General features: G+C 61.0%; 16 protein-coding genes and 1 pseudogene. 10 read left to right on the top strand and 7 right to left on the bottom strand.

Features of this window, described 5'->3' with window-relative positions:
• Window positions 1-95: 95 nt before the first annotated feature.
• Together F506_RS05170 and F506_RS05165 are read right to left on the bottom strand one after the other, a co-directional pair.
• Complete coding sequence (locus F506_RS05170; RefSeq protein ID WP_235471512.1) at window positions 96-641, bottom strand: LysR substrate-binding domain-containing protein; 546 nt, start codon at window positions 639-641, stop codon at window positions 96-98.
• Window positions 622-1,467: pseudogene (locus F506_RS05165) on the bottom strand (patatin-like phospholipase family protein); the annotation flags it as partial. The pseudogene F506_RS05165 and the gene F506_RS05170, both read right to left, overlap by 20 nt.
• Before the next feature lie 173 nt (window positions 1,468-1,640).
• On the opposite strand from F506_RS05165, the gene F506_RS05160 reads away from it, so the two are divergent.
• From F506_RS05160 to F506_RS05140, 5 genes are all read left to right on the top strand, one after another.
• A complete protein-coding gene (locus F506_RS05160; protein ID WP_053195639.1) occupies window positions 1,641-2,249 on the top strand; it encodes a TetR/AcrR family transcriptional regulator in 609 nt (202 codons plus the stop codon).
• Between the two features lie 90 nt (window positions 2,250-2,339).
• Window positions 2,340-3,239: an alpha/beta fold hydrolase gene (locus F506_RS05155; RefSeq protein ID WP_053195638.1), complete on the top strand. Its 900-nt coding sequence runs from the start codon at window positions 2,340-2,342 to the stop codon at window positions 3,237-3,239.
• 131 nt (window positions 3,240-3,370) lie between these two features.
• A complete protein-coding gene (locus tag F506_RS05150) occupies window positions 3,371-3,877 on the top strand; it encodes a sigma-70 family RNA polymerase sigma factor (RefSeq protein WP_053195637.1) in 507 nt (168 codons plus the stop codon).
• Entirely contained in the window at window positions 3,867-4,886 is a 1,020-nt protein-coding gene (locus F506_RS05145; RefSeq protein ID WP_053195636.1) for a FecR domain-containing protein, read from the top strand. The genes F506_RS05150 and F506_RS05145 overlap by 11 nt, the downstream gene beginning before the upstream one ends.
• A 99-nt stretch (window positions 4,887-4,985) precedes the next feature.
• Complete coding sequence (locus F506_RS05140; RefSeq protein ID WP_053195635.1) at window positions 4,986-7,367, top strand: TonB-dependent receptor; 2,382 nt, start codon at window positions 4,986-4,988, stop codon at window positions 7,365-7,367.
• Window positions 7,368-7,453: 86 nt separating this feature from the next.
• On the opposite strand, the gene F506_RS05135 is transcribed toward F506_RS05140, so the two are convergent.
• Entirely contained in the window at window positions 7,454-7,885 is a 432-nt protein-coding gene (locus F506_RS05135) for a MarR family winged helix-turn-helix transcriptional regulator (RefSeq protein ID WP_053195634.1), read from the bottom strand.
• Between the two features lie 111 nt (window positions 7,886-7,996).
• Window positions 7,997-8,764, bottom strand: a complete 768-nt coding sequence (locus F506_RS05130) for an alpha/beta fold hydrolase (RefSeq protein WP_053195633.1) — start codon at window positions 8,762-8,764, stop codon at window positions 7,997-7,999.
• Window positions 8,765-9,055: 291 nt separating this feature from the next.
• Here F506_RS05130 and F506_RS05125 point away from each other — a divergent pair, with 291 nt between their 5' ends.
• From F506_RS05125 to F506_RS05110, 4 genes are all read left to right on the top strand, one after another.
• Window positions 9,056-9,484, top strand: a complete 429-nt coding sequence (locus tag F506_RS05125; RefSeq protein WP_053195632.1) for a MarR family winged helix-turn-helix transcriptional regulator — start codon at window positions 9,056-9,058, stop codon at window positions 9,482-9,484.
• Window positions 9,485-9,589: 105 nt separating this feature from the next.
• Window positions 9,590-10,687 carry an efflux RND transporter periplasmic adaptor subunit gene (locus F506_RS05120; protein WP_053195631.1) on the top strand — a complete coding sequence of 366 codons (1,098 nt, stop codon included), beginning with the start codon at window positions 9,590-9,592 and terminating at the stop codon, window positions 10,685-10,687.
• A complete protein-coding gene (locus tag F506_RS05115; RefSeq protein WP_053195630.1) occupies window positions 10,684-13,794 on the top strand; it encodes an efflux RND transporter permease subunit in 3,111 nt (1,036 codons plus the stop codon). The genes F506_RS05120 and F506_RS05115 overlap by 4 nt, the downstream gene beginning before the upstream one ends.
• Window positions 13,795-13,804: 10 nt before the next feature.
• Window positions 13,805-15,238, top strand: coding sequence for an efflux transporter outer membrane subunit (locus F506_RS05110; protein WP_053195629.1), 1,434 nt, complete (start codon window positions 13,805-13,807; stop codon window positions 15,236-15,238).
• A 92-nt stretch (window positions 15,239-15,330) separates the two neighbouring features.
• On the opposite strand, the gene F506_RS22570 is transcribed toward F506_RS05110, so the two are convergent.
• Window positions 15,331-16,380 carry a DMT family transporter gene (locus tag F506_RS22570; RefSeq protein WP_083457608.1) on the bottom strand — a complete coding sequence of 350 codons (1,050 nt, stop codon included), beginning with the start codon at window positions 16,378-16,380 and terminating at the stop codon, window positions 15,331-15,333.
• 233 nt (window positions 16,381-16,613) lie between these two features.
• Here F506_RS22570 and chrA point away from each other — a divergent pair, with 233 nt between their 5' ends.
• Window positions 16,614-17,975, top strand: a complete 1,362-nt coding sequence (gene chrA, locus F506_RS05105; RefSeq protein ID WP_053195628.1) for a chromate efflux transporter — start codon at window positions 16,614-16,616, stop codon at window positions 17,973-17,975.
• A 32-nt stretch (window positions 17,976-18,007) separates the two neighbouring features.
• Here the strand turns inward: chrA and F506_RS05100 are convergent, their stop codons facing one another.
• Complete coding sequence (locus F506_RS05100; protein WP_053195627.1) at window positions 18,008-18,949, bottom strand: DMT family transporter; 942 nt, start codon at window positions 18,947-18,949, stop codon at window positions 18,008-18,010.
• A 355-nt stretch (window positions 18,950-19,304) separates the two neighbouring features.
• Window positions 19,305-20,189, bottom strand: a complete 885-nt coding sequence (locus F506_RS05095; protein WP_053195626.1) for a LysR family transcriptional regulator — start codon at window positions 20,187-20,189, stop codon at window positions 19,305-19,307.
• Between the last annotated feature and the right edge of the window lie 102 nt (window positions 20,190-20,291).

Genomic DNA, 20,291 nt, shown 5'->3' with positions numbered 1-20,291 from the left:
ACCATGATGATGCGTTGTGGAAATAGCATGCCGGGTCGTTTCAACATGACTTTTAGTGTGTTTGAGCGCATTTCCGGAATGACGGGGCGTCAGCTTCAGCCGGCTTGCAGTTCGCTCAGTATCCAGTCGCGGAATTTGATGACGGCGGGTTTGCTGGCGTTCTTCTCGGGGTAGGCCAGGTAATACGATTGCGGGCTCTTCACCGCGAACGGGAAGGGCACGTGCAGCTGGCCCAGGCTGATCTCGGTTTCGACCATGAACTTGGGCATCAGCGCCACGCCCATGCCGGCCACGGCGGCCTGGATCACCATCGCCAGTTGTTCGAAGCGCGGTCCGGCGAGCGCATTGGGACAATCCACGCCGACATGGCGGAACCAGTCCTGCCAGGCCTGCGGGCGCGTGGTGTGTTGCAGCAGGGTGATTTCAGCCAAGTCGCTGATGGAAGAGATGCGGTCGTTCATCGCCTTGCTGCAGACCGGCACGACTTCTTCGCCCATCAGCCGGACCATGACGGTGTCGGGCCAGTCCGGCTCGCCGAAGTGGATCGCGGCGTCGACCTGGCGGGTGTTGAAATCGAACGGTAGGACCTCGGTGCTCAGATTGAGCAGCACGTCGGGATGGGCGGCGGCGAATTTGGTCAGGCGCGGGATCAGCCACTTTACGCCGAAGGTCGGCCAGGATCGCCAGGTTGCGGCCGGCGAAGTCGCTGCCCTTCATCGCGCCCAAACCCGGCTGAATCACGACGTCGGCATCCTTGAGTTCATAGTTGTTGATGCTCTGTCCCATGATCGCGAAGGTCTGCAGCATGACATCGACCGAGCTGGCGGAAGCCTGCGCCTCGGGCTGCGCAGAGATATTCACCGCAATCACGAAATCGGCCCCCATCTCGCGTGCAAAATGCACCGGCACCGGCGCCACCAGGCCGCCATCCACATAATAGTGATCACCGATCCTGACCGACTGGAACACGCCCGGCACCGCCGACGAGGCACGCACCGCGACGCCCGCATTGCCGCGCCGGAACAGGATGGCCTGGCCGGTTTTGAGATCGGTCGCCACGGCCCCGAACGGGATCTTGAATTTTTCGATCGGCAGGTTGTTCACCGAACGGTTCACGTAAGCCTGCACGCCCTCGCCCTTGAGTACGCCGCTGACCTTGGCGAAGAACGGCACCGACCAGTCGGAAATGGTCGCTTCATCCATGTCCAGCGCCAGCTTCTGCAGGGCGAAACCATTGTTGCCGGCGGCGTAAAGCGCACCGACCAGGCTGCCTGCACTGGTGCCGACCACGATATCAGGCACGATGCCTTGCGACTCCAGCGCTTTGATCACACCCACGTGCGCAAACCCGCGCGCAGCACCGCCGCCCAGGGCCAGGGCGATACGCGGTTTTTGCGGCAGCTTGGTCGGGGTCGCCACCGGTACGACCGGAGACGTCTCGACCGGCACGACCGGCTTGGATGGCATCAGAGCATTGCACGCCGCCAGAAGGGAAAAGGAGGATAAGGCGATGAGGCGATGTAAAACAGACATGTTTTGGAGAGCAGAAAATCTCAGCCCGAACGGGCGCAGCCATTTTAGCGCAATCGCTCGCCCATCCGGCGCTTGATTTGGAAACAATCATTTCCTATAATCAGGCTATGACTTCATCAGAAACCACCCGCAGCCGCGGCCGCCCGCGCGAGTTCGACATCGATGCCGCCTTGGACAAGGCCATCGCCATCTTCACCGAGAGGGGTTACTACGGCACTTCGATCAGCGACCTGAGCGCGGCGCTGGAGTTGACCGCCGGCAGCATCTACAAAGCCTTCGACGACAAAAGAGCGGTCTTCATCGCTGCCCTTGAACGCTATATCACGCTGCGCACCGAACGCCTGCAGCAAGCCATGAAAGCGGCCAGGAACGGCCGCGAACGCGTGCGCACCTTGCTGGCGCTCTATGCAGCGTCCAGCCATGACGACGAAGGCCGCCGCGGCTGCCTCATCGTCAGCAGCGCCGTGGAACTCGCCATTTCCGATCCGGAGATTGCCGAACGCGTCGCCCGCTCTTTGGACGTCCATGAAAAACGGCTGGTCCAGTTCATTCGCCAGGGACAGGAAGACGGCAGCATTGCCGCCCACGTCGAAGCAGCGACGACGGCCCGGCTGCTGCTGTGCGTATTGCAGGGCATGCGCGTCATCGGGAAAACGGGCCGCGGGAAAAAAGAAATGAACAGTCTGATCGACAAGGCCATGAAAGTGCTTGATTAAAAATTTTTTACCAATTTAGGAAACATTCATTTCCTATTTAATCCGTATTCGTCTCCCTCATCAACATTACCCAACACAAAGGAACCCGCCATGCCGACATTTTCTCCCGCCACATTCTGGAACGACTTCCGCCACGGCAGCGCGCGCGTCAACGGCGTGCATCTGCATTACGTCGAAGGCGGCAGCGGCGCGCCGATCCTGCTTATTCCCGGCTGGCCGCAAAGCTGGTATGCGTGGCGCCTGGTCATGCCCTTGCTGGCCGCGAGCGGGCGTCGCGTCATCGCCATCGATCCGCGCGGCATGGGAGACTCGGACAAACCCGCGTCCGGTTATGACCTGAAAGCGATTGCCACCGACCTGCACGAATTCGCCAACGCGCTCGGCCTGCTCAAAGATGGTCCGCTGGATGTCGCCGGGCACGACATCGGTACCTGGATCGGCCACGCCTATGCCGCCGACTGGCCTGAAGACATCCGGCGACTGGCGCTGTTCGACGCCGCGCTGCCGGGCATCACGCCACCGCCTCCTGCCGGTATTCCTTCCGCCGAAATCAATCTCAGAACCTGGCATTTCCCCTTCAACCGTCTCGACGATTTGCCAGAGATCTTGCTGCAAGGCCACGAGCGCGCCTTCCTCAGCTATCTGTTCCACACCAAGGCAATCAATCGCTGGGCCATCGCGCCGGCCGATCTGGACGAATATGAGCGCGTGTTCTCTGCTCCGGGCGCCGTGCGCGCCGCGTTGTCCTACTATCGCATCGCCTTCAGCCCGGAGGGACTCGCGCAAAGCCGCGACCGCGGCGAAAAGAAGCTCCCCATGCCCATCCTCGCCATGGGCGCGGAACACGGCGTCAAGGATGCCCTGCTCGATACCTTGCGCAGCATTGGAAGCGACGTGCAGGGCGGCGTACTGCAGGGCTGCGGTCACTACATGCCGGAAGAAATGCCGGATGCGATCGCCGACGCGCTACTGCGCTTTTTCAAGACCTGAGTCTGCCGCGAACTCCAGCCCGGGCCGCCCCCCCCTCCCCGCATTGCATGCGTATTCGCGCCTAATATATAATGAGAATAATTCTTATTTCATTAACGCGAATCAACGCAATACAGGGCAAGAGGAAACAGATGGCGGCAACCGATTCGTCACTGCTGCAGGTGCAGACGCTGTACAGCCATCACGGCTGGCTGCTGGGCTGGCTGCGGCGCCGCACCGGCAATCCGGAACTGGCGGCCGACCTGGCCCAGGACACTTTCCTCCGGATCATGGTGTCGCGCCGCGACTTTTACCTGGACGAAGCGCGCGCCTTGCTGGCGACCATCGCCCGCGGCCTGGTGATCGATCATTTCCGCCGCTGCGCGCTGGAAGCCGCCTTCCTCGAGATGCTGGCGCAATTGCCGCCCGAACACGTGCCTTCTCCCGAGGCGCGGCTGGCCGTGCTGGAAACCCTCAACCAGGTCGATGCCATGCTGGCCGCGCTGCCGGCCAAGGTGCGCAGCGCCTTCCTGCTGTCGCAGCTGGATGGCCTGGGCTATGCCGAGATCGCCGTCCGTCTGGACGTGTCCCTGAGTTCGGTGCAGCAATACATGAAGCGTGCCTTCACCGCTTGTTATCGCGTGCAGTATGGCGACTGACGCGGTTGCTGCGGTTGCCACCCCTTCCGACCCTGCCGCTCCGGGCGGCGATATCGTGATGATCGCCATCGACTGGATGGTGAAGTTGCAATCCGGCGCCGCCACCGAACAGGAACACGAAGCCTGTCGCCGCTGGCGCGCCGAAGAAGCGCGCCACGAACTGGCCTGGCAACGGCTGCAATCCCTCAGCGAACGCGTTTCCACCCTGCCCGGCGCACTGGCCCACGGCAGCATCGGCGACGCCAATAACCGCCATCGGCACAACCGCCGCTTCGCCGTCAAATCCTTGTGTGTCGCCATCGGCGCCGGCCTGCTGGCCGCCGGCGGCAATGAAATCGTGCCGTGGCGAACGCTGCTGGCCGACTATGCAACCAAAACCGGCGAGCGCCGGCGCGTAGTACTGGCCGACGGAACGGCAGTCGAACTCAATACCGCCACCGCCATCGACGCCGCCTATGACGGACAGTCCCGCCTGCTGCGCCTGCATCGCGGCGAAGTGCTGATCACTACGGCCAAGGAAAACGGTCGCGCCTATCGTCCCTTCGTCGTGCACACAAGGCTGGGCCAGGCGCGCGCCCTGGGCACCCGTTTCCAGGTGCGCGATAGCGAGGCCGGCATGCAAATCGCGGTATTCGAAGGCGCGGTGGAATTCAAACCCGCCGGCACATCCGTCATCGGCGCCATCCGCATCGACGCCGGACGCCAGGGCCTGTTCGACCGGAGAGGACTGATCGGCAGCTTGTCGCCGGCCAATGAGGAGGCCGTGGCCTGGACCGACGGCTTCATCGTGGCCGACCGCATGCCGCTGGGCGAACTGGTCGCGGAACTGGACCGCAGCATGCCCGGCGAACTGCGCTGCGATCCGGCCGTCGCCGGCCTGACGATCTCGGGCGTATTCCCGCTCGACCAGCCTGCGCACATCCTGGCCGCGATTGCGCGGACCCTGCCGGTGCAGATCGACACCTTCACGCCTTACTGGATCACGCTGCGTCCACGCACCGGCGCTTAACAAGAAAAATCAAAACAAAAAAATCAATGTCGTTCTGCAGGTTTTCGTGGCTCGTTCGGTTTACCTGATAGCACCTTTGCCAATCACTGTAATCACGCCATGAAAAACCTGAGCCGTTTCCCCTCCCGCCCGACCGTGGCCCGGCTGGCCGTACTGGCCGTCTTTGCCATGCCGATGGTCAACCTGCAAGCGCAAGCCGTCGATGGCCAGCGCCTGGCCTATGACCTCCCGGCCGGTCCGCTGGACCGCGTCCTGAACAACTTCGCACGGCGCGCCGGCGTCCTGCTGTCGTTCGATCCTGCCGTCACCCGTGAACGCCAGACTGCCGGCCTTTCCGGCCGCTATACCGTGACTGAAGGCTTCACCATTCTGCTGGCCGGCTCCGGCCTGCAAGCGGTGAAGAACGCCGACGGCGGCTACGCCCTGGTCACGGCAACCGCCGGCAGCAACAACAATGCCGTGCTGCCCACCGTGACCATCACCGAAAGCGCCGATCCCACCGCGCCCTACGCCGGCGGCCTGGTTGCCCGCGGCGGCAGCCTGGGAGTGCTCGGTACGGCCAACGTGATGGACACGCCGTTCAGCACCACCAACTACACTTCACAGGGTATCGACGACGTGCAGGCGCGCGCGATCGGCGACGTGATCGCCAATGACGCCTCCGTGCGCAACACCAACGGCAATGGCGGCTTCGGCGACAGCTATCAGATCCGCGGCTTCACCATGTCCGCCAACGACGTGGCGTTCAACGGCCTGTACGGCATGGTGCCGCTGACCCGCATGCCGATCGCCATGGTCGAACGCATCGAAGTGCTGAAAGGTCCCGGCACCCTGATGTACGGCATGGGCCCGTCCGGCGGCGTCGGCGGCGCGGTCAACCTGGTCTCCAAGCGCGCTCACGAAGATCCGATTTCCAGCGTGACGGCGACCTACCTGTCCAATTCCCAGTTCGGCCTGAAGGGTGACATCGGTCGCCGTTTCGGCGAGAACCAGGAATGGGGCATCCGCGTCAACGCGTTATATGCCGACGGCAACACCGGCTTGTCCGGCAGCAACCAGCAGCAAAGCATGGGCTCGGTCGGCCTGGATTACAACGGCGGCCGCGTGCGCTGGAGCCTGGACGCCTACACCCAGCACGAGGACACCCGCAACTTCCGCCCTCAGTTCAGCATCAACTCTGCGCTGACCGCGATGCCGTCAGCACCGTCAGGCGAGACCAACCTGTATCAGGGCAATACGATGCAGAGTGACGACAAGGCCGTCGCCACTCGCCTGGAATACGACATCGACGACAGCCTGACCGCCTATGGCGCGGTCGGTTACCACGTCGCGCAGTCGTCGCAGAACTTCCCGCGCGCCACGATCACTTCCGTGCAGGGCGCCACCAGCGTGACCAACGGCTACTACGACCAGAAGGTGACATCCACCTCGGCCGACGTCGGCCTGCGTGCGCGCTTCAATACCCCCGGCATCAGACACACCATGATGCTGGGTGCAAACATGCTCGACCAGCAGACCGACTTTTTCTATCGCATGGCCGCCACCGGCGTGGTGTCCAACCTGTACAGCCCGGTTTCGCTGGGCGCGCTGAACTTCGCTCGCACCGAACCGACTCCGCAAAGCCAGACCCGCCTGACCAGCTTCGCCTTGACCGACACCTTGTCGATGCTGGATGATCGCCTGCGCCTGATCGCCGGCCTGCGTCGCCAGCAGGTCTACAACCACAGCCTGGTCACGGCCTCGCAGACGTCCAACAAGACTGCCGTTTCGCCGGTGCTGGGAGTGGTCGTCAAGCCGCTGGAAAATCTCTCGCTGTACGCAAACTACACCGCAGCCCTGAGCTCCGGAGGTTTTGCCGCCGCCACTGCGGTCAACGCGGGCGAGGCGTTTCCACCGTACAAATCCAAACAGTACGAGACCGGTGTGAAAGTCGATTGGGGCCGCGTCACCACGACCGCCGCCGTGTTCCAGATCGAACAGGCCAACAGCACCACCACCACCATCAATGGCTTGTCCTATACAAGCCAGGACGGCCGTGCACGGATTCGCGGCCTCGAGCTGGCAGCCTATGGCGAATTGCAACGCGGCCTGCGCTTCAATGCCAGCGGCACCTTCTTCGCCACCGAGCAGTCGCACACGGCCAACGGTGCCGCCGACGGCAAGGAAATCGGCGCGGTGCCGAAGCACAATTTCAACCTGGGCCTGGACTGGGATACGCCATGGCTGACCGGCCTGGCGCTGAACACCCGCATCACCAACACCGGTGCCATGCTCTACAGCAACAGCAGTTCGCTGAAAGTGCCGGGCTGGACGCGTACGGATATCGGTGCACGCTACATCTCCAAGGCCGCCGGTCAGGTCATCACTTATCGCGCCAACATCGAGAACCTGTTCGACAAGAACTACTGGGTGATGCAGAACGGTTATGTCGGCACCTCGTCCGGGCGTACCTTTGTGCTGTCGGCGCAAGTGGACTTCTGACCCGGAAGCTGTTGCCGGTCCGTCAGTGCATGAGCCCGCCTTTGTGGCGGGCTTTTTTTCTTGCTGCGGCAGGATTGCGATACTGCCTAACTGAGCGTTTTATTGAGCTTTGCCAGATCCGCCATCATGCGCTGATATTCGGCGCTGGTGACCGAACAGCCGTGGGCGATCGCTTCGCTGACGCGCAGGCCGGCTTCGCGCATGGCTTCGCCGGCGGGCGTCAGGCTCAGCAGGACGTTGCGTTCATCGCGCGTATCGCGGGCACGGGTGATGAGGCCTTCCGCTTCAAGCCGCTTGACCAGCGGCGTGATCGAACCGGAATCCTGCTGCAGGCGTTCCGCCAGGTCCTTCACGCCGAGCCCCTGCTGCTGCCACAGCACCACCATCACCAGGTATTGCGGATACGTGATGTTCAGCGGCGCCAGCAAGGGCTTGTAGAGTTGCGTCATCTTCAGCGAAGTGCTGTAGAGCGAAAAGCACAAATGCTGGTCGAGCGTGGGTGGAGAAAATTTGGCCATGGCGAAAAAGCTGCAGGAATCAGAATCCCTTAGCCTAACGGCTCGCGGCCGCCAAGGCAAATCGCCTTTGCAGCCGCGGCCATCACGATTACTGCGCGTGCTTCGCTTCGATTAACGTTGAGCAGCGGCAAAAATCACTTCCGCGACTTTCTCGGGCTGCGACACCATCGGCACGTGGCTGGTCGCCAGTGTCGTTGTGGTGGCGTTGATCTTCTTCGCGAATGCCTGCTCCAGTTCCGGTGCGATCATGCGGTCTTGCGACGACACGATGTAGTAGTTCGGCTTGTTGCGCCAGGCCGCGACGGTGGTCTTGTCGCCGAATGCCTTGGCGGCGATCGGGCCTTGGGTCGCGGCGATCAGTGCGGCCGTTGCAGGCGAAACGTCTTGTGCGAAGTTCTTGGCGACCGAGTCGGCCGGCAGCCACAGGTAGCCGCCCGCATCCTGTTGCAACGTCGCGATACCGGCGGGCACCGCGTAGTCCTTGCCGAGCGTGCTGGTGGCTTCACCTTCCGACGGTGCGAAGGCGGCGACGTAGACCAGCGCCTTGATCTTGTCGCTGGTGCCGGCCTGGGTGATCACGGTACCGCCCCAGGAATGGCCGACCAGCACGACTTTGCCGGTCTGGGCATCGACCACGCGCTGGGTGGCGGCGACGTCATCGGCCAGCGAGCTGAGCGGATTTTGCACGGCGACGACTTTCAAGCCCTTGGCTTGCAGCAGCGGGATCACTTTTTCCCAGCTGGAACCGTCGGCGAAGGCGCCGTGCACCAGTACGACGGTGGTGGCATCGGCGGCCAATGGTGCGGCCTGTGCACTCAATGCAGCTGCGGACAGGAGCGTGGAAGCGAGAACGGCGTTGGCGATGGTGGTCAGATTCATGATGATTCCTTTCAGGTTGAATTCAAAAAATTAGTTAGCGCGCTAATTAATTAGCAATTAAAAACGCGCTTCAAGGGGCGCGGCGGGGACGACGGAATGAACTATAGCGAACAATTAATTAGCGCGCAACATAATTTTAAATAATTCTGAAACCGTCGCGATTTGCCCTCCCCCGATTGCGTTCCGGCTGGAATGCTGCGTAAGCCGCATTCACCTGCCCCACGCGCTCTTTCCAGAATTCAACACAGGAAGGAAATTGACTAGTGCATATGCACATGATACTGTGCCGGCATGGACACCACTCCTTCCATCGCGAACTGCAACTTATTCGCCACCAAACAAGCTGCGCGATTTGTCACGCAGTTGTATGAGCGTCATCTGGCGGCAGTCAACGTCACCAGTTCCCAGATGACTATCCTTGCGGTGATTCATGAATGTCCCAACATCACGATGACGAAATTGTCGGAGATCGTCGTGATGGATCGCACCAGTCTGGTCCGCGCAATCAAGCCCCTGAGCCGCGATGGATATGTTCTGCAGAAGCCGGAACCGGGATCCAGGAAGACCAGCTTGTCGCTGTCCAGGACAGGCACCAGGAAATACCTGGATGCAGTCCCCTGCTGGCGTGCCGCCCAGGAGGAATACGAGGAACTGGTGGGCAAGAGCCGCGCCCAATTGCTGCGCCAGGAATTGATGGCGATTACCCAGCGTCAAGTTTAAGTTTCAGGTTTCAGATTTCATGGCGAGGCACTGTCCTCGCTATTTTTCAACATCATAAAGTGCATATACACATTAAATTGATTCATTTCATCAGCGAGGGGTTTCATGGGAATCAGCAATAAATATCTGGGCATGGCGCTGTCAGGCGCGTTGATCGCGACGCTGGCCGCCTGCAGCAAACCGGCGCCGTCTACGGCGACAACGCCTAAAGTTGCCTCCTTTGTCGTTCAGAACGCCGAACATGATTCCGCCAGCTATACCGGTGTCGTGCATGCGCGCACGGAGAGCAATCTGGGGTTCCGGGTCCCCGGCAAGATCGTGGAACGCCTGGTCGATCCGGGTGAACTGGTGAAACGCGGCCAGCCGCTGCTCAAGCTCGACAGCACCGACTACACCCTGGCGCAGAATGCCGCGCGCGCCGCGGTGATCGCCGCGCAGGCACGCGACGTGCAGGCTCAGGCGGATGAACTGCGCCTGCGCAAGCTGCTCGACTCCGGCGCCGTTTCCAGACAGGCGTATGAACAAAGCAAGGCGCTGGCGGATTCCGCCAGGGCGCAGCTCGACGCCGAACGTGCACGCGCCGGCCAGGTGGAAAATCAATCCGACTACTCCGTCCTGCGCGCAGACGCCGATGGTGTCGTCATGGATGTGCTGTCCGATGCCGGCCAGGTGGTCAGCGCCGGACAAACGATCGTGCGGCTGGCGCAGAAGGGGCCGCGTGAGGCAGTCGTCAGCATCCCCGAGAACGGTCTCGGCCAGGCGCGCCGCCAGGCGAGCGCGACGCTGTATACGGACGACACGGAAAAATTCCCGGCCCGGCTGAGAGAACTCTCGGCCGTGGCCGATCCCCTCACCCGCACCTATCAGGCGCGCTACGTCCTGTCCGGCAAAGGAGAACAAGCGCCGCTGGGCTCGACGGTGACCGTCAGGCTCACCGGCGATGCCTCTTCCTCCGGGTATACCGAGGTCCCCATCGGCGCGCTCATCGACAAGGGCCACGGCGCCAGCGTCTGGCTGATCGAGAAACAGACCCAGGCCGTCAAGCTGGTACCCGTGACGGTTGCCCGTCTCGGTGAAGAATTCGCCGTCATCGGCGCAGGCTTGAAATCGGGCGACGTAGTCGTCGCCTACGGCACTCATCTGCTCAAAGCCGGCGACAAGGTGTCGCTCCTGCCGGTAGCACGTACGGGCGAGGCATCATGAGCGGCTTCAATCTTTCCGCTTTTGGCGTAAGGGAACGTGCAGTCACGCTATTCCTGATCATCGCCATTGCCGCCGCCGGCGCGTTCGCCTTCATCAAACTCGGGCGCGCAGAAGACCCCAGCTTCACCGTCAAAATCATGACCGTGACTGCGATCTGGCCTGGCGCCACCGCCAGGGAAATGCAGCAACAGGTCGGTGACCGCCTGGAAAAACGCCTGCAGGAACTGGAATACTACGACCGCGTCGAGACCTCGGCACGGCCGGGCCTCATCACGATGAAGTTGTTCCTCAAGGATTCGACGCTGCCTGCGCTGGTGCCGGAACAGTTCTACCAGGCCCGGAAAAAACTGGGCGACGAGGCCATCAACATGCCGCGCGGTGCGATCGGTCCGGTCATCAACGACGAATACTCGGATGTCTATTTCACCCTGTTTTCACTCAACGCACCGGGCCTGCCGCATCGTCAGCTGGTGACGGAAGCCGAGACCTTGCGCCAGCAATTGCTGCACGTGGACGGCGTCCAGAAGGTCAACATCCTCGGCGAGCAACAGCAAAAAATCTACGTCGACATCTCGAATGAACGCCTCGCCACGCTGGGCGTCAAGGCGCAGGCCATCTTCGACGCGCTGAACCGCCAGAACGACATGACGCCGTCCGGATTTGTCGAAACCGCCGGTCCGCGCGTGTACCTGCGCCTGGATGGCGCCATCAGCAGCATTGATGCAGTCAAGGCGATCCCCGTTGCGGCCGGTGGACGCAGCTTCAAGCTCGGCGACATCGCCGACGTCAAACGCGGCTACGAAGATCCCAAGTCTTTCCTGGTGCGCATCCAGGATGAACCGTCGCTGATGCTGGCCGTGGTCATGAAGAAGGGATTCAACGGCCTGACGCTGGGCAAATCCCTGACCAGAGAACGTGACCTGATTCAGTCCTCGCTTCCTCTCGGCATGTCTCTCACCAAGGTGTCGGATCAGGCGCTGGCCATTGAAGCGGCGATTGATGAATTCATGATCAAGTTCGTCATGGCGCTTGCCGTGGTCATCGTCGTGAGCCTGGTGACGCTCGGGTTCCGCGTCGGCGTGGTCGTGGCGGCGGCGGTTCCGCTGACGCTGTCGGCGGTGTTCGTCATCATGCTGGCGACGGGCCGCGACTTCGACCGCATCACGCTGGGCGCACTCATCCTTTCATTGGGGCTGCTGGTCGATGACGCCATCATCGCGATCGAAATGATGGTCGTGAAGATGGAAGAAGGCATGGATCGGATTTCTGCCGCGACTTACGCCTGGGGCGCCACCGCCGCGCCCATGGCGTCCGGCACGCTGGTGACCATCATCGGCTTCCTGCCGGTGGGCTTCGCCCGGTCCACGGCCGGCGAATATGCCGGCAACATCTTCTGGGTCGTGGCATTTTCGCTGATCACCTCGTGGTTCGTTGCGGTCCTCTTCATTCCCTATCTGGGCGTCAAGATGCTGCCGGATATTCCGGTGCATGCCGGCGGACAGGACGCCATCTACGCCACCAGGAATTATCAGCGCTTCCGCGCACTGGTGCGCTGGTGCGTCGATCGCAAGTGGATTACCGCCGCCGTCACCATCGGCATGTTTGCCGCCGCCATTTTCGGCATGGGCCTGGTGCAAAAGCAATTCTTCCCCAATTCGGAACGGCCGGAGCTGACCATCGAAGTCAACCTGCCGCCCGGCAGCGCGTTCAGCGCCACCGAGGCCACCGTCAAGAAGATAGAAGAAGCGCTGCGCAAGGAACCGGAAGCGAAAATCGTCTCAAGCTACATCGGCCAGGGCGCCCCGCGCTTCTTCCTCTCGGTCAATCCCGAATTGCCCAATCCGGCTTTCGCCCAGTTGATTGTGTTGACCGACAACGCCAGGGACCGCGACGCCCTCAAGGTCAGATTCCGCAAGATGATCGACGACGGCAAGTTTGCCAATGCCCGCGTGCGGGTGAGCCAGTTCGTGTTCGGTCCGCCGGTTCCGTTCCCTGTCCTGTTCCGTGTCGTCGGTCCCGATCTCAACACCGTACGCGACATCGCCTTCAAGGTCAGGGACGTGGTGCAGAGCAATGCCGACACTCGCGACGTCCATCTCGACTGGGGCGACAGGACGCAGACCTTGCGCCTGGAACTGGATCAGGAACGCTTGCGCCAGGTCGGCCTCAATCCGCGCGACGCCGCCTTGCAGCTGCAAGCGATACTGAACGGCGCCCCGACCACGCAGGTGCGGGACGGCCTGCGCATCGTCGAAGTGATGGTGCGCGGCGTGAAGCGTGACCGCGCCAGCCTGACGGAAATCGGCAACCTGACGCTGACGACGCAGGACGGCGTTGCGATTCCGCTCTCGCAAGTCAGCAAGCTGTCGTCGAACGTCGAAGACGCCGTATTGAAACGCTATAACCGCGAGCTCTACATCGCCGTTCAGGGCGACGTGCGCGACGGCGTGCAACCACCCGACGTCACCCACGCCATCCTGCCCAAGCTGGACGCCATCAAGGCTGCGCTGCCTGCCGGCTACCACATCGATACCGGCGGTTCGGTGGAAGAAAGCGCCAAGGCCGACGTTGCATTGGCCGCGATGTTCCCGCTGATGATCATCCTGATGCTGGCCGTCATCATGTTCCAGGTCCGCTCGTTTGCCACCATGTGGATGGTCTTCGCGACAGCGCCGCTGGGCCTGGTCGGCGCAGTGCCGACCTTGCTGATCTTCCATCAGCCGTTCGGCTTCAACGCCATCCTCGGCCTGATCGGCCTGGCCGGCATCCTGATCCGGAACACGCTGATCCTGGTCGATCAGATCCGCAGCGACCTGCTCTCGGGCATGACGCCATACCAGGCCGTGATCGAATCGACCGTACGCCGCGCACGCCCGGTCATCCTGACGGCGGTCGCTGCCATGCTGGCCTTCATTCCGCTGACGCATTCATCGTTCTGGGGTCCCCTGGCGTATGTCCTGATCGGTGGTGTCGGCGTCGGCACGGTCCTCACGCTGCTGTTCCTGCCGGCCCTGTATGCCATCTGGTTCAAGGTGAAACGTCCGACCGCACCCGGTCGCCCGACCGGCGCGGGTCATTCCGCTCACTCCCCTCACTCCTCCATCTGAGGCAAGCACGATGAAAACCAATTTCCGATCCTTGCGGACCATCGCCGGCATCTCCCTCATCGGCTCTTTGCTGGCGGCATGCTCGCTGGCGCCGTCATATGAACAGCCGCCTCTTCCGGTTGCAGCGCAGTGGGGGAAAACCTCCGGTGCGCAGGCACAGTCCGATACCGTACACGCGGCATCGATAGATTGGACCGAGTTCTTCCAGGATGCGCAACTGAAGTCGGTGATCGCCGCCGCACTCGACAACAACCGCGATCTGCGCATGGCGACGCTCAACATCGAACGCGCGCGGGCGATGTACAACATCCAGGCCGCCGATCGGCTGCCCAACCTTGCGCTGAACGGCAACGGCGCACGCCAGCGCCTGCCGGCGGACGTCAATCCGACCGGCAGAGCCGGCGTCAACAGCAGCTATTTCGCCGGTATTGGTCTGGCCGCGTTTGAAATCGATCTGTTCGGCCGCGTCCGGAACCTGAGCGAAGCGGCGCTGCAACGCTACTTCGCGACCGAGCAGGCGCAGCGCGCCGCGCAGATCAGCCTGATTGCCGAAGTGGCCAATACCTACGAAGCACTCGTAACCGACCGGCGTCTGCTGCAGCTTACCGAGAGCACGCTGGCCAGCCGGGCCGATTCCTACGACCGGCAAAAGCAACTTTATGCCGAAGGCGCCAGCTCCGAATACGACCTGCGGCAGGCGGAGTCGCTCTTCGAAGCCGCCAAGGCCGCACGCGCACAACAGGAACGGCGCAAGACGCTCGACGAAAATGCCCTGACCTTGCTGGTCGGCCATTCGCTCGCATCGGATACCGGCACCCCGACCGCAGCATCGGCTGAACTGGTTCTGCCGGATCTGCCTGCCGGGCTGCCTTCAGACCTGCTCACCGCACGGCCGGACATCCTCCAGCAGGAAGCCGTGCTGCGCTCCCAAAACGCCAGCATCGGCGCGGCGCGCGCGGCATTCTTCCCACGTATTTCCCTGACGGGAAACTTCGGCTCCGCGAGCAGCCAGCTGTCCGGATTGTTCGACTCGGGATCGCGCTCCTGGTCGTTCATTCCGCAGATATCCATCCCCATCTTCGAAGGCGGCCGGAATATCGCCAATCTGAACGTGGCGGAGACCGACAAGAAAATTGCCGTCGCCCAGTATGAAAAGACGGTGCAGGTCGCCTTCCGTGAAGTCGCCGATGCGCTGGCGGGACGCGCCACGCTGGCCGACGAAGCCGGCGCCGTGAAAGCGCAAGTGGCGGCGGAGTCGGCGCGCTACGGTTTTGCAAAGAGCCGCTATGAAGCCGGCTATTCCAGTTACCTGGAATACCTGGACGCGCAGCGTTCTCTGTTCGCGATTCAACAGCAATCCATTCAGGTGCAACTTGCAGAACTGCAAAATCGCATTACGCTTTACAAGGTGCTCGGCGGTGGCTGGAAGGCGGCGAAGCAATAGCAACCGCAACCGGCCTTATTGAATATGCGAATGGATGCCGGCCACTGATTCGCACACACAATGCAGATTTGTGAGACTTCGGTCGCTGGTTGTTAATGCAAATGCCGATGGTGTGCATCAGGAAAATGCGCGTGAGTGTGCTCGATGCGGGCATGTTGATGCCGATGGCGATGTTTTGTACCTGGTGCAACGGGATAAGCATGCTCATGCGCGTGATGTGCATCATGAGTATGCTCATGGTCATGCTCGAGTTCTTCGTGCGTATGTGAATGCTCGTGGCGTTCAGTTAAGTGCAGCCAAATGCCAACGGCCATTAGGAATCCCGCACCAATCAACTGCAAGGTCAGAGGTTCCCCTGTCGAAAGGGCCAGAACGGCTCCGAAAAAGGGGGCGATAGAAAAATAGGCTCCGGTTCGCGACGTTCCGAGATGGCGAAGTGCCACGACGAACAACGCCAGGCTGACGCCATAGGCAAGAAAGCCAAGAGTCATCGTTCCAAGGACAATCGAACCGCTTGGCAAGGTTGCGCCAAGTGCAGTCGCCAGCGCCAGATTTGTAAAGCCTGACGCCAGACCTTTGACAGATGCAATCCACGACGCGTCATTCAACGAAATCTTTCGCGTCAGATTATTATCGATGCCCCATGCCAGGCATGCGCCCAACACGGCCAAAGATGGCCACAAGCTGGCTTTTTCCGTATCCGTTGGCCAACTCAAGACGAGCGCACCGAGCACGATTGCCAGCATTCCCCCGGCGATACGCCGATCAAAATTCTCCCGGAACGCAAACCAGGCGAGCAGCGCAGTGAATACACCTTCTGCGTTCAATAGTAACGAGGCACTTGACGCAGGCATGTTCGTAAGACCCATCATCAGCAACACCGGCGCGACGATACCCCCTGCAATGACGGCACCAGCAAACCACGCTACTTCTCGTTTCGGCAACTTGGCAGGTTTGGCGCGTGTAATCTTTCGGTAGATTGCCAGCCCCACTCCAGATCCGAGATAAAGAAGTCCTGCAATGACCCAGGGGGAATTCCCCTTCAGCAGGTATTTTGCGAAAGGGGTAGCAGCTCCGAATAAAAGTGCAGCCAGCAACGCTGCTTTTACTCCGGGGAGAGCGAGGCTATCTTTGAGGTTCATTGGAATTTGAGGTTGGCGTTGAATATTCTTGTAGAAAACTCTACATACTAGAACGCATCTCATGCCTATTGATGAAATGAGTTCTAGGGTATCCTACATAGTGAACTATCTTCTACTGATTCCCAGTCTCTCCACTCAGAACGCCATTGCTCGCACGCGGATACGGTGCGGGTTAAAGACGTCCGAAGCCGCTCTACTGCGTGACGGGGTCGATCTCATGCCGGGGGCAGTCAATGAATAAAATCGAAGTCGCAGCGGAAGTGACCGATGAGGCGCCGCCATCCGTGAGCTTTCGGGAGGCCTTCCTTTTCTGGCTGAAGCTGGGCTTCATTAGCTTCGGGGGCCCTGCAGGACAGATTTCGATCATGCATCAGGAGCTCGTGGAAAACCGTCGCTGGATATCGGAGCGACGATTTCTACATGCGCTGAATTACTGCATGTTGTTGCCGGGCCCCGAAGCTCAGCAGCTGGCGACATACATCGGCTGGCTGATGCATAGAACGTGGGGAGGCATCATTGCCGGGGTCTTGTTCGTCTTTCCGTCCTTGCTGATCCTGATTACCTTGTCCTGGCTATACATCGCCTTCGGCCATCTGCCGATTGTGGAAGGTCTGTTCTATGGCATCAAGCCTGCGGTCACCGCCATCGTTCTGCAAGCAGCGCATCGCATCGGCTCCCGTGCGCTCAAAAACAACGTGCTCTGGGCGATTGCCGCAGTCTCGTTCGTCGCCATTTTTGCACTCAACGTGCCGTTCCCGCTCATTGTGGCGATGGCCGCACTGGTCGGCTACATAGGCGGGAAAATGTCGCCATCCAGATTCGCTGTTGGCGGAGGGCATGCGGGCTCGCAAAAATCATTTGGTAGGGCATTGATTGACGATGAGACGCCAACCCCGCTGCATGCGCAGTTCAGCTGGATCGGATTGCTCAAAATCGTACTGGCAGGCGCGCTTTTATGGATCATCCCGATGGGCGGGCTGACCGCCATGTATGGCTGGGAACATATCTACACGCAAATGGGATGGTTCTTTACCAAGGCGGCACTCATGACTTTCGGCGGAGCCTATGCCGTTTTGCCCTACGTCTATCAAGGCGCCGTTGGCCATTTCGCATGGTTGACGCCGACGCAGATGATCGACGGTCTGGCGTTGGGTGAGACGACACCGGGGCCCCTCATCATGGTGGTGGCGTTCGTCGGCTTTGTGGGCGGCTATGTCAAAGCTGCATTGGGGCCGGACCATCTGTTTTTGGCCGGGGCGATTGCCGCCACGCTAGTGACCTGGTTCACTTTTCTACCGTCGTTTCTATTCATCCTCGCAGGCGGGCCGCTCGTTGAAGCAACGCATCAAGACATCAAGTTCACGGCGCCGCTTACGGCAATCACTGCTGCCGTGGTCGGCGTTATCTTGAATCTGGCGACGTTTTTCGGCTTCCATGTGCTGTGGCCGAAAGGATGGGATCAGGGCTTTGACTGGATATCTGCTCTGATTGCACTGGCAGCAGTGGTTGCGCTGTTCCGCTTCAAACGCAACGTTATTCACGTGATCGTCGTGTGCGCCGTACTCGGACTTCTCGCCAGAGTCGCGATTTCTTGAAAGCCTCACTCGCCCTATCGCGGTCGGTGAGTTCAGACAACGCCCTGGCTGCGCCGCCATGACATGCGCGGCAACGCCGGAATCAGCAAACCCAGGCAAATCAGCGCCACGCCCATGAGCAAATCCGCCGACAGCGCTTCGCCGAAGATCAGCGACGACAGCGTGATGCCGACCACCGGCACGCCCAGCATGCACACCGAGACGGTCACAGGCGACAGGCGCTGGGTCATTTGCAGCACGATCAGGAACGTCAGCGCCGTCGCCAGCGGGCCGGTGTAGGCGATCACGTACCAGGAATGCGGCTCCGCGAGAAAAACCGGCGCCCCCTCCACAGCCAGCGCCAGCACCGTCAGCGGCAACGCCGCCACCAGCGTCTGCCAGGGCAACAGGTCGAAGTCGAGACGCACGCCTTTGGTCGATTTGATCTGCAAAATATTGATGGCCCATGACAATGAAGCCGCCGCCAGCATCAGGTAACCGATCATGCCGTGCAGGTCGGCATGCAACACCGCCGGCAACACCACAATGGCCATGCCGAGATAGCTGAACATCGTCGCCAGCCGTTGCTGCCCGCTGAGGCGCTGCTTGAGCACCAGGGCCGCGCCAGGCACCACCCAGACCGACGTGGCGTAAGCGATCAGCGATGCGCGGCCCGGCATCACGAAATGCAAGGCGCCGGTCACCAGCGCAGTGAACAAACCCATCTGCAGGATGCCGACGCCCAGCACCACCGGCCATTCTTCACGGCGCGGCAAGCGCAACTTTCCGATGGCGGCGGCGATCGCGAAGCTGAGCATGGCGGCGGAAACAAAGCGGCTCGCGGCGAACCACAGCGGCGGGATGTACTGGCTGCCGAACTTCATCACCGGCCAGTTGCCGCCCCAGATGCAGATCGCCAGCACGACGCAGACGAGAAAAGGTCCGCTGATGGCCTTGGTTTTTTTGAGGGGGACGGACGGACTGCTGAGTGACATGAATATTCCGGATGAAAGAGGCAAGGATGGACACGAATTGCCCGCAGAAATGCGCCAGGCATGTCGTGCTGCACCGCATCCAATTTGACCGTCATGGTAACGATTCATGCACAGATAGTGCTGCCGTATCACATGGAGTTTCAGGCATTTAAAAGCATAAATATCTTTGCATTTACGTATTTTTGATCAGATATGCTTTTTCGAAAACAAAATGCGGGATTAATGAAAATCCGGACCATCTCCGTCGCGCCTCCCGCGACGCCGCATCCGCAACGCCCCCGTCGGGAAACAAAGGGGCCGCTTCCTGCCCTCCGCTGGAAATCAGGTCGGGGCAACTGACCCGAACCTGATTCACTCATCGGATCGGAATGGTGAACGAGCCATTCGGATATTGCCCGCATATGAACTCCACGAAAGCCCGCACTTTGGGACTCTGCAAGCGCCGCGAGGTGTGCAGGACCCAAAGCTCGACTTCGTCGCCGGCGATTCCCCACGACACCAGTTCGCCTTTTTCCAGCAAGCCTCCGATGATGGACTGCGGCAGCATCGCTGCCCCGGCACCGTCAACAATGGCGTCCCGCACCATCAGGAGCGATGACAGATACAGCACGGGGCGCGGCTCGATGGTGAACTGGCCGTTGCGAACTGACCAGATGTCGCCGTCGCGATAGCTCGGCGTGACCACCGCCGGAACGGAAAACGGCTTGCCGCGATTTCCCTTTGGCATCTGAACGGAGGGGGCGGCCGCAAGGACCAGCCTGTCCTTGGCGAAGCATCTGCCAACCAATGCGCTGTCTTTGTCCGGATTGATCCGTATGGCGACATCGAAATGCTCATCGACCAGATTGACGAGACGATCCTCGGCCACGGCTTCGATCTGCACTTCGGGATAGCTCGCCAGGAACCGGGCGGCGATCCGCCCCAGGGCCAATTGAGAAAACAGCAGCGGCGCCGCGATACGCAGACGTCCTCGCGGCGCTACAAGGCCGTCCCGCGCTGCGGCGACCGCCTCGGCGACCTCGTGCATCGGCCCCTCCGTCCTGGCTCGCAGCAGCTGGCCCGCTTCGGTCAGCTCCAAGCTGCGAGCGCCGCGCTCAATGAGCCGTATCCCCAATGCTTCTTCGAGGTCGGCGACACGACGCGACAGGGTCGCTTTGGACCGCCCGCTGGCGCGACTGGCTTTTCCAAAGCCGCCATGGGAGGCCACAAGTTGAAAATCCTCAAGCGCGTTGAAATCCATGATGTCTCACTTTTGAAACGAAGTGTCTACATTTTACAGTCTTTGTTTTACATGTGGGACCACCTATTATTGGTTCGTACCCAACCCACATCTCAAAGGAGT

Source organism: Herbaspirillum hiltneri N3, from assembly GCF_001267925.1.
GTDB lineage: Bacteria > Pseudomonadota > Gammaproteobacteria > Burkholderiales > Burkholderiaceae_D > Herbaspirillum > Herbaspirillum hiltneri.
This window is presented reverse-complemented; position numbering and strand designations above follow the sequence as displayed.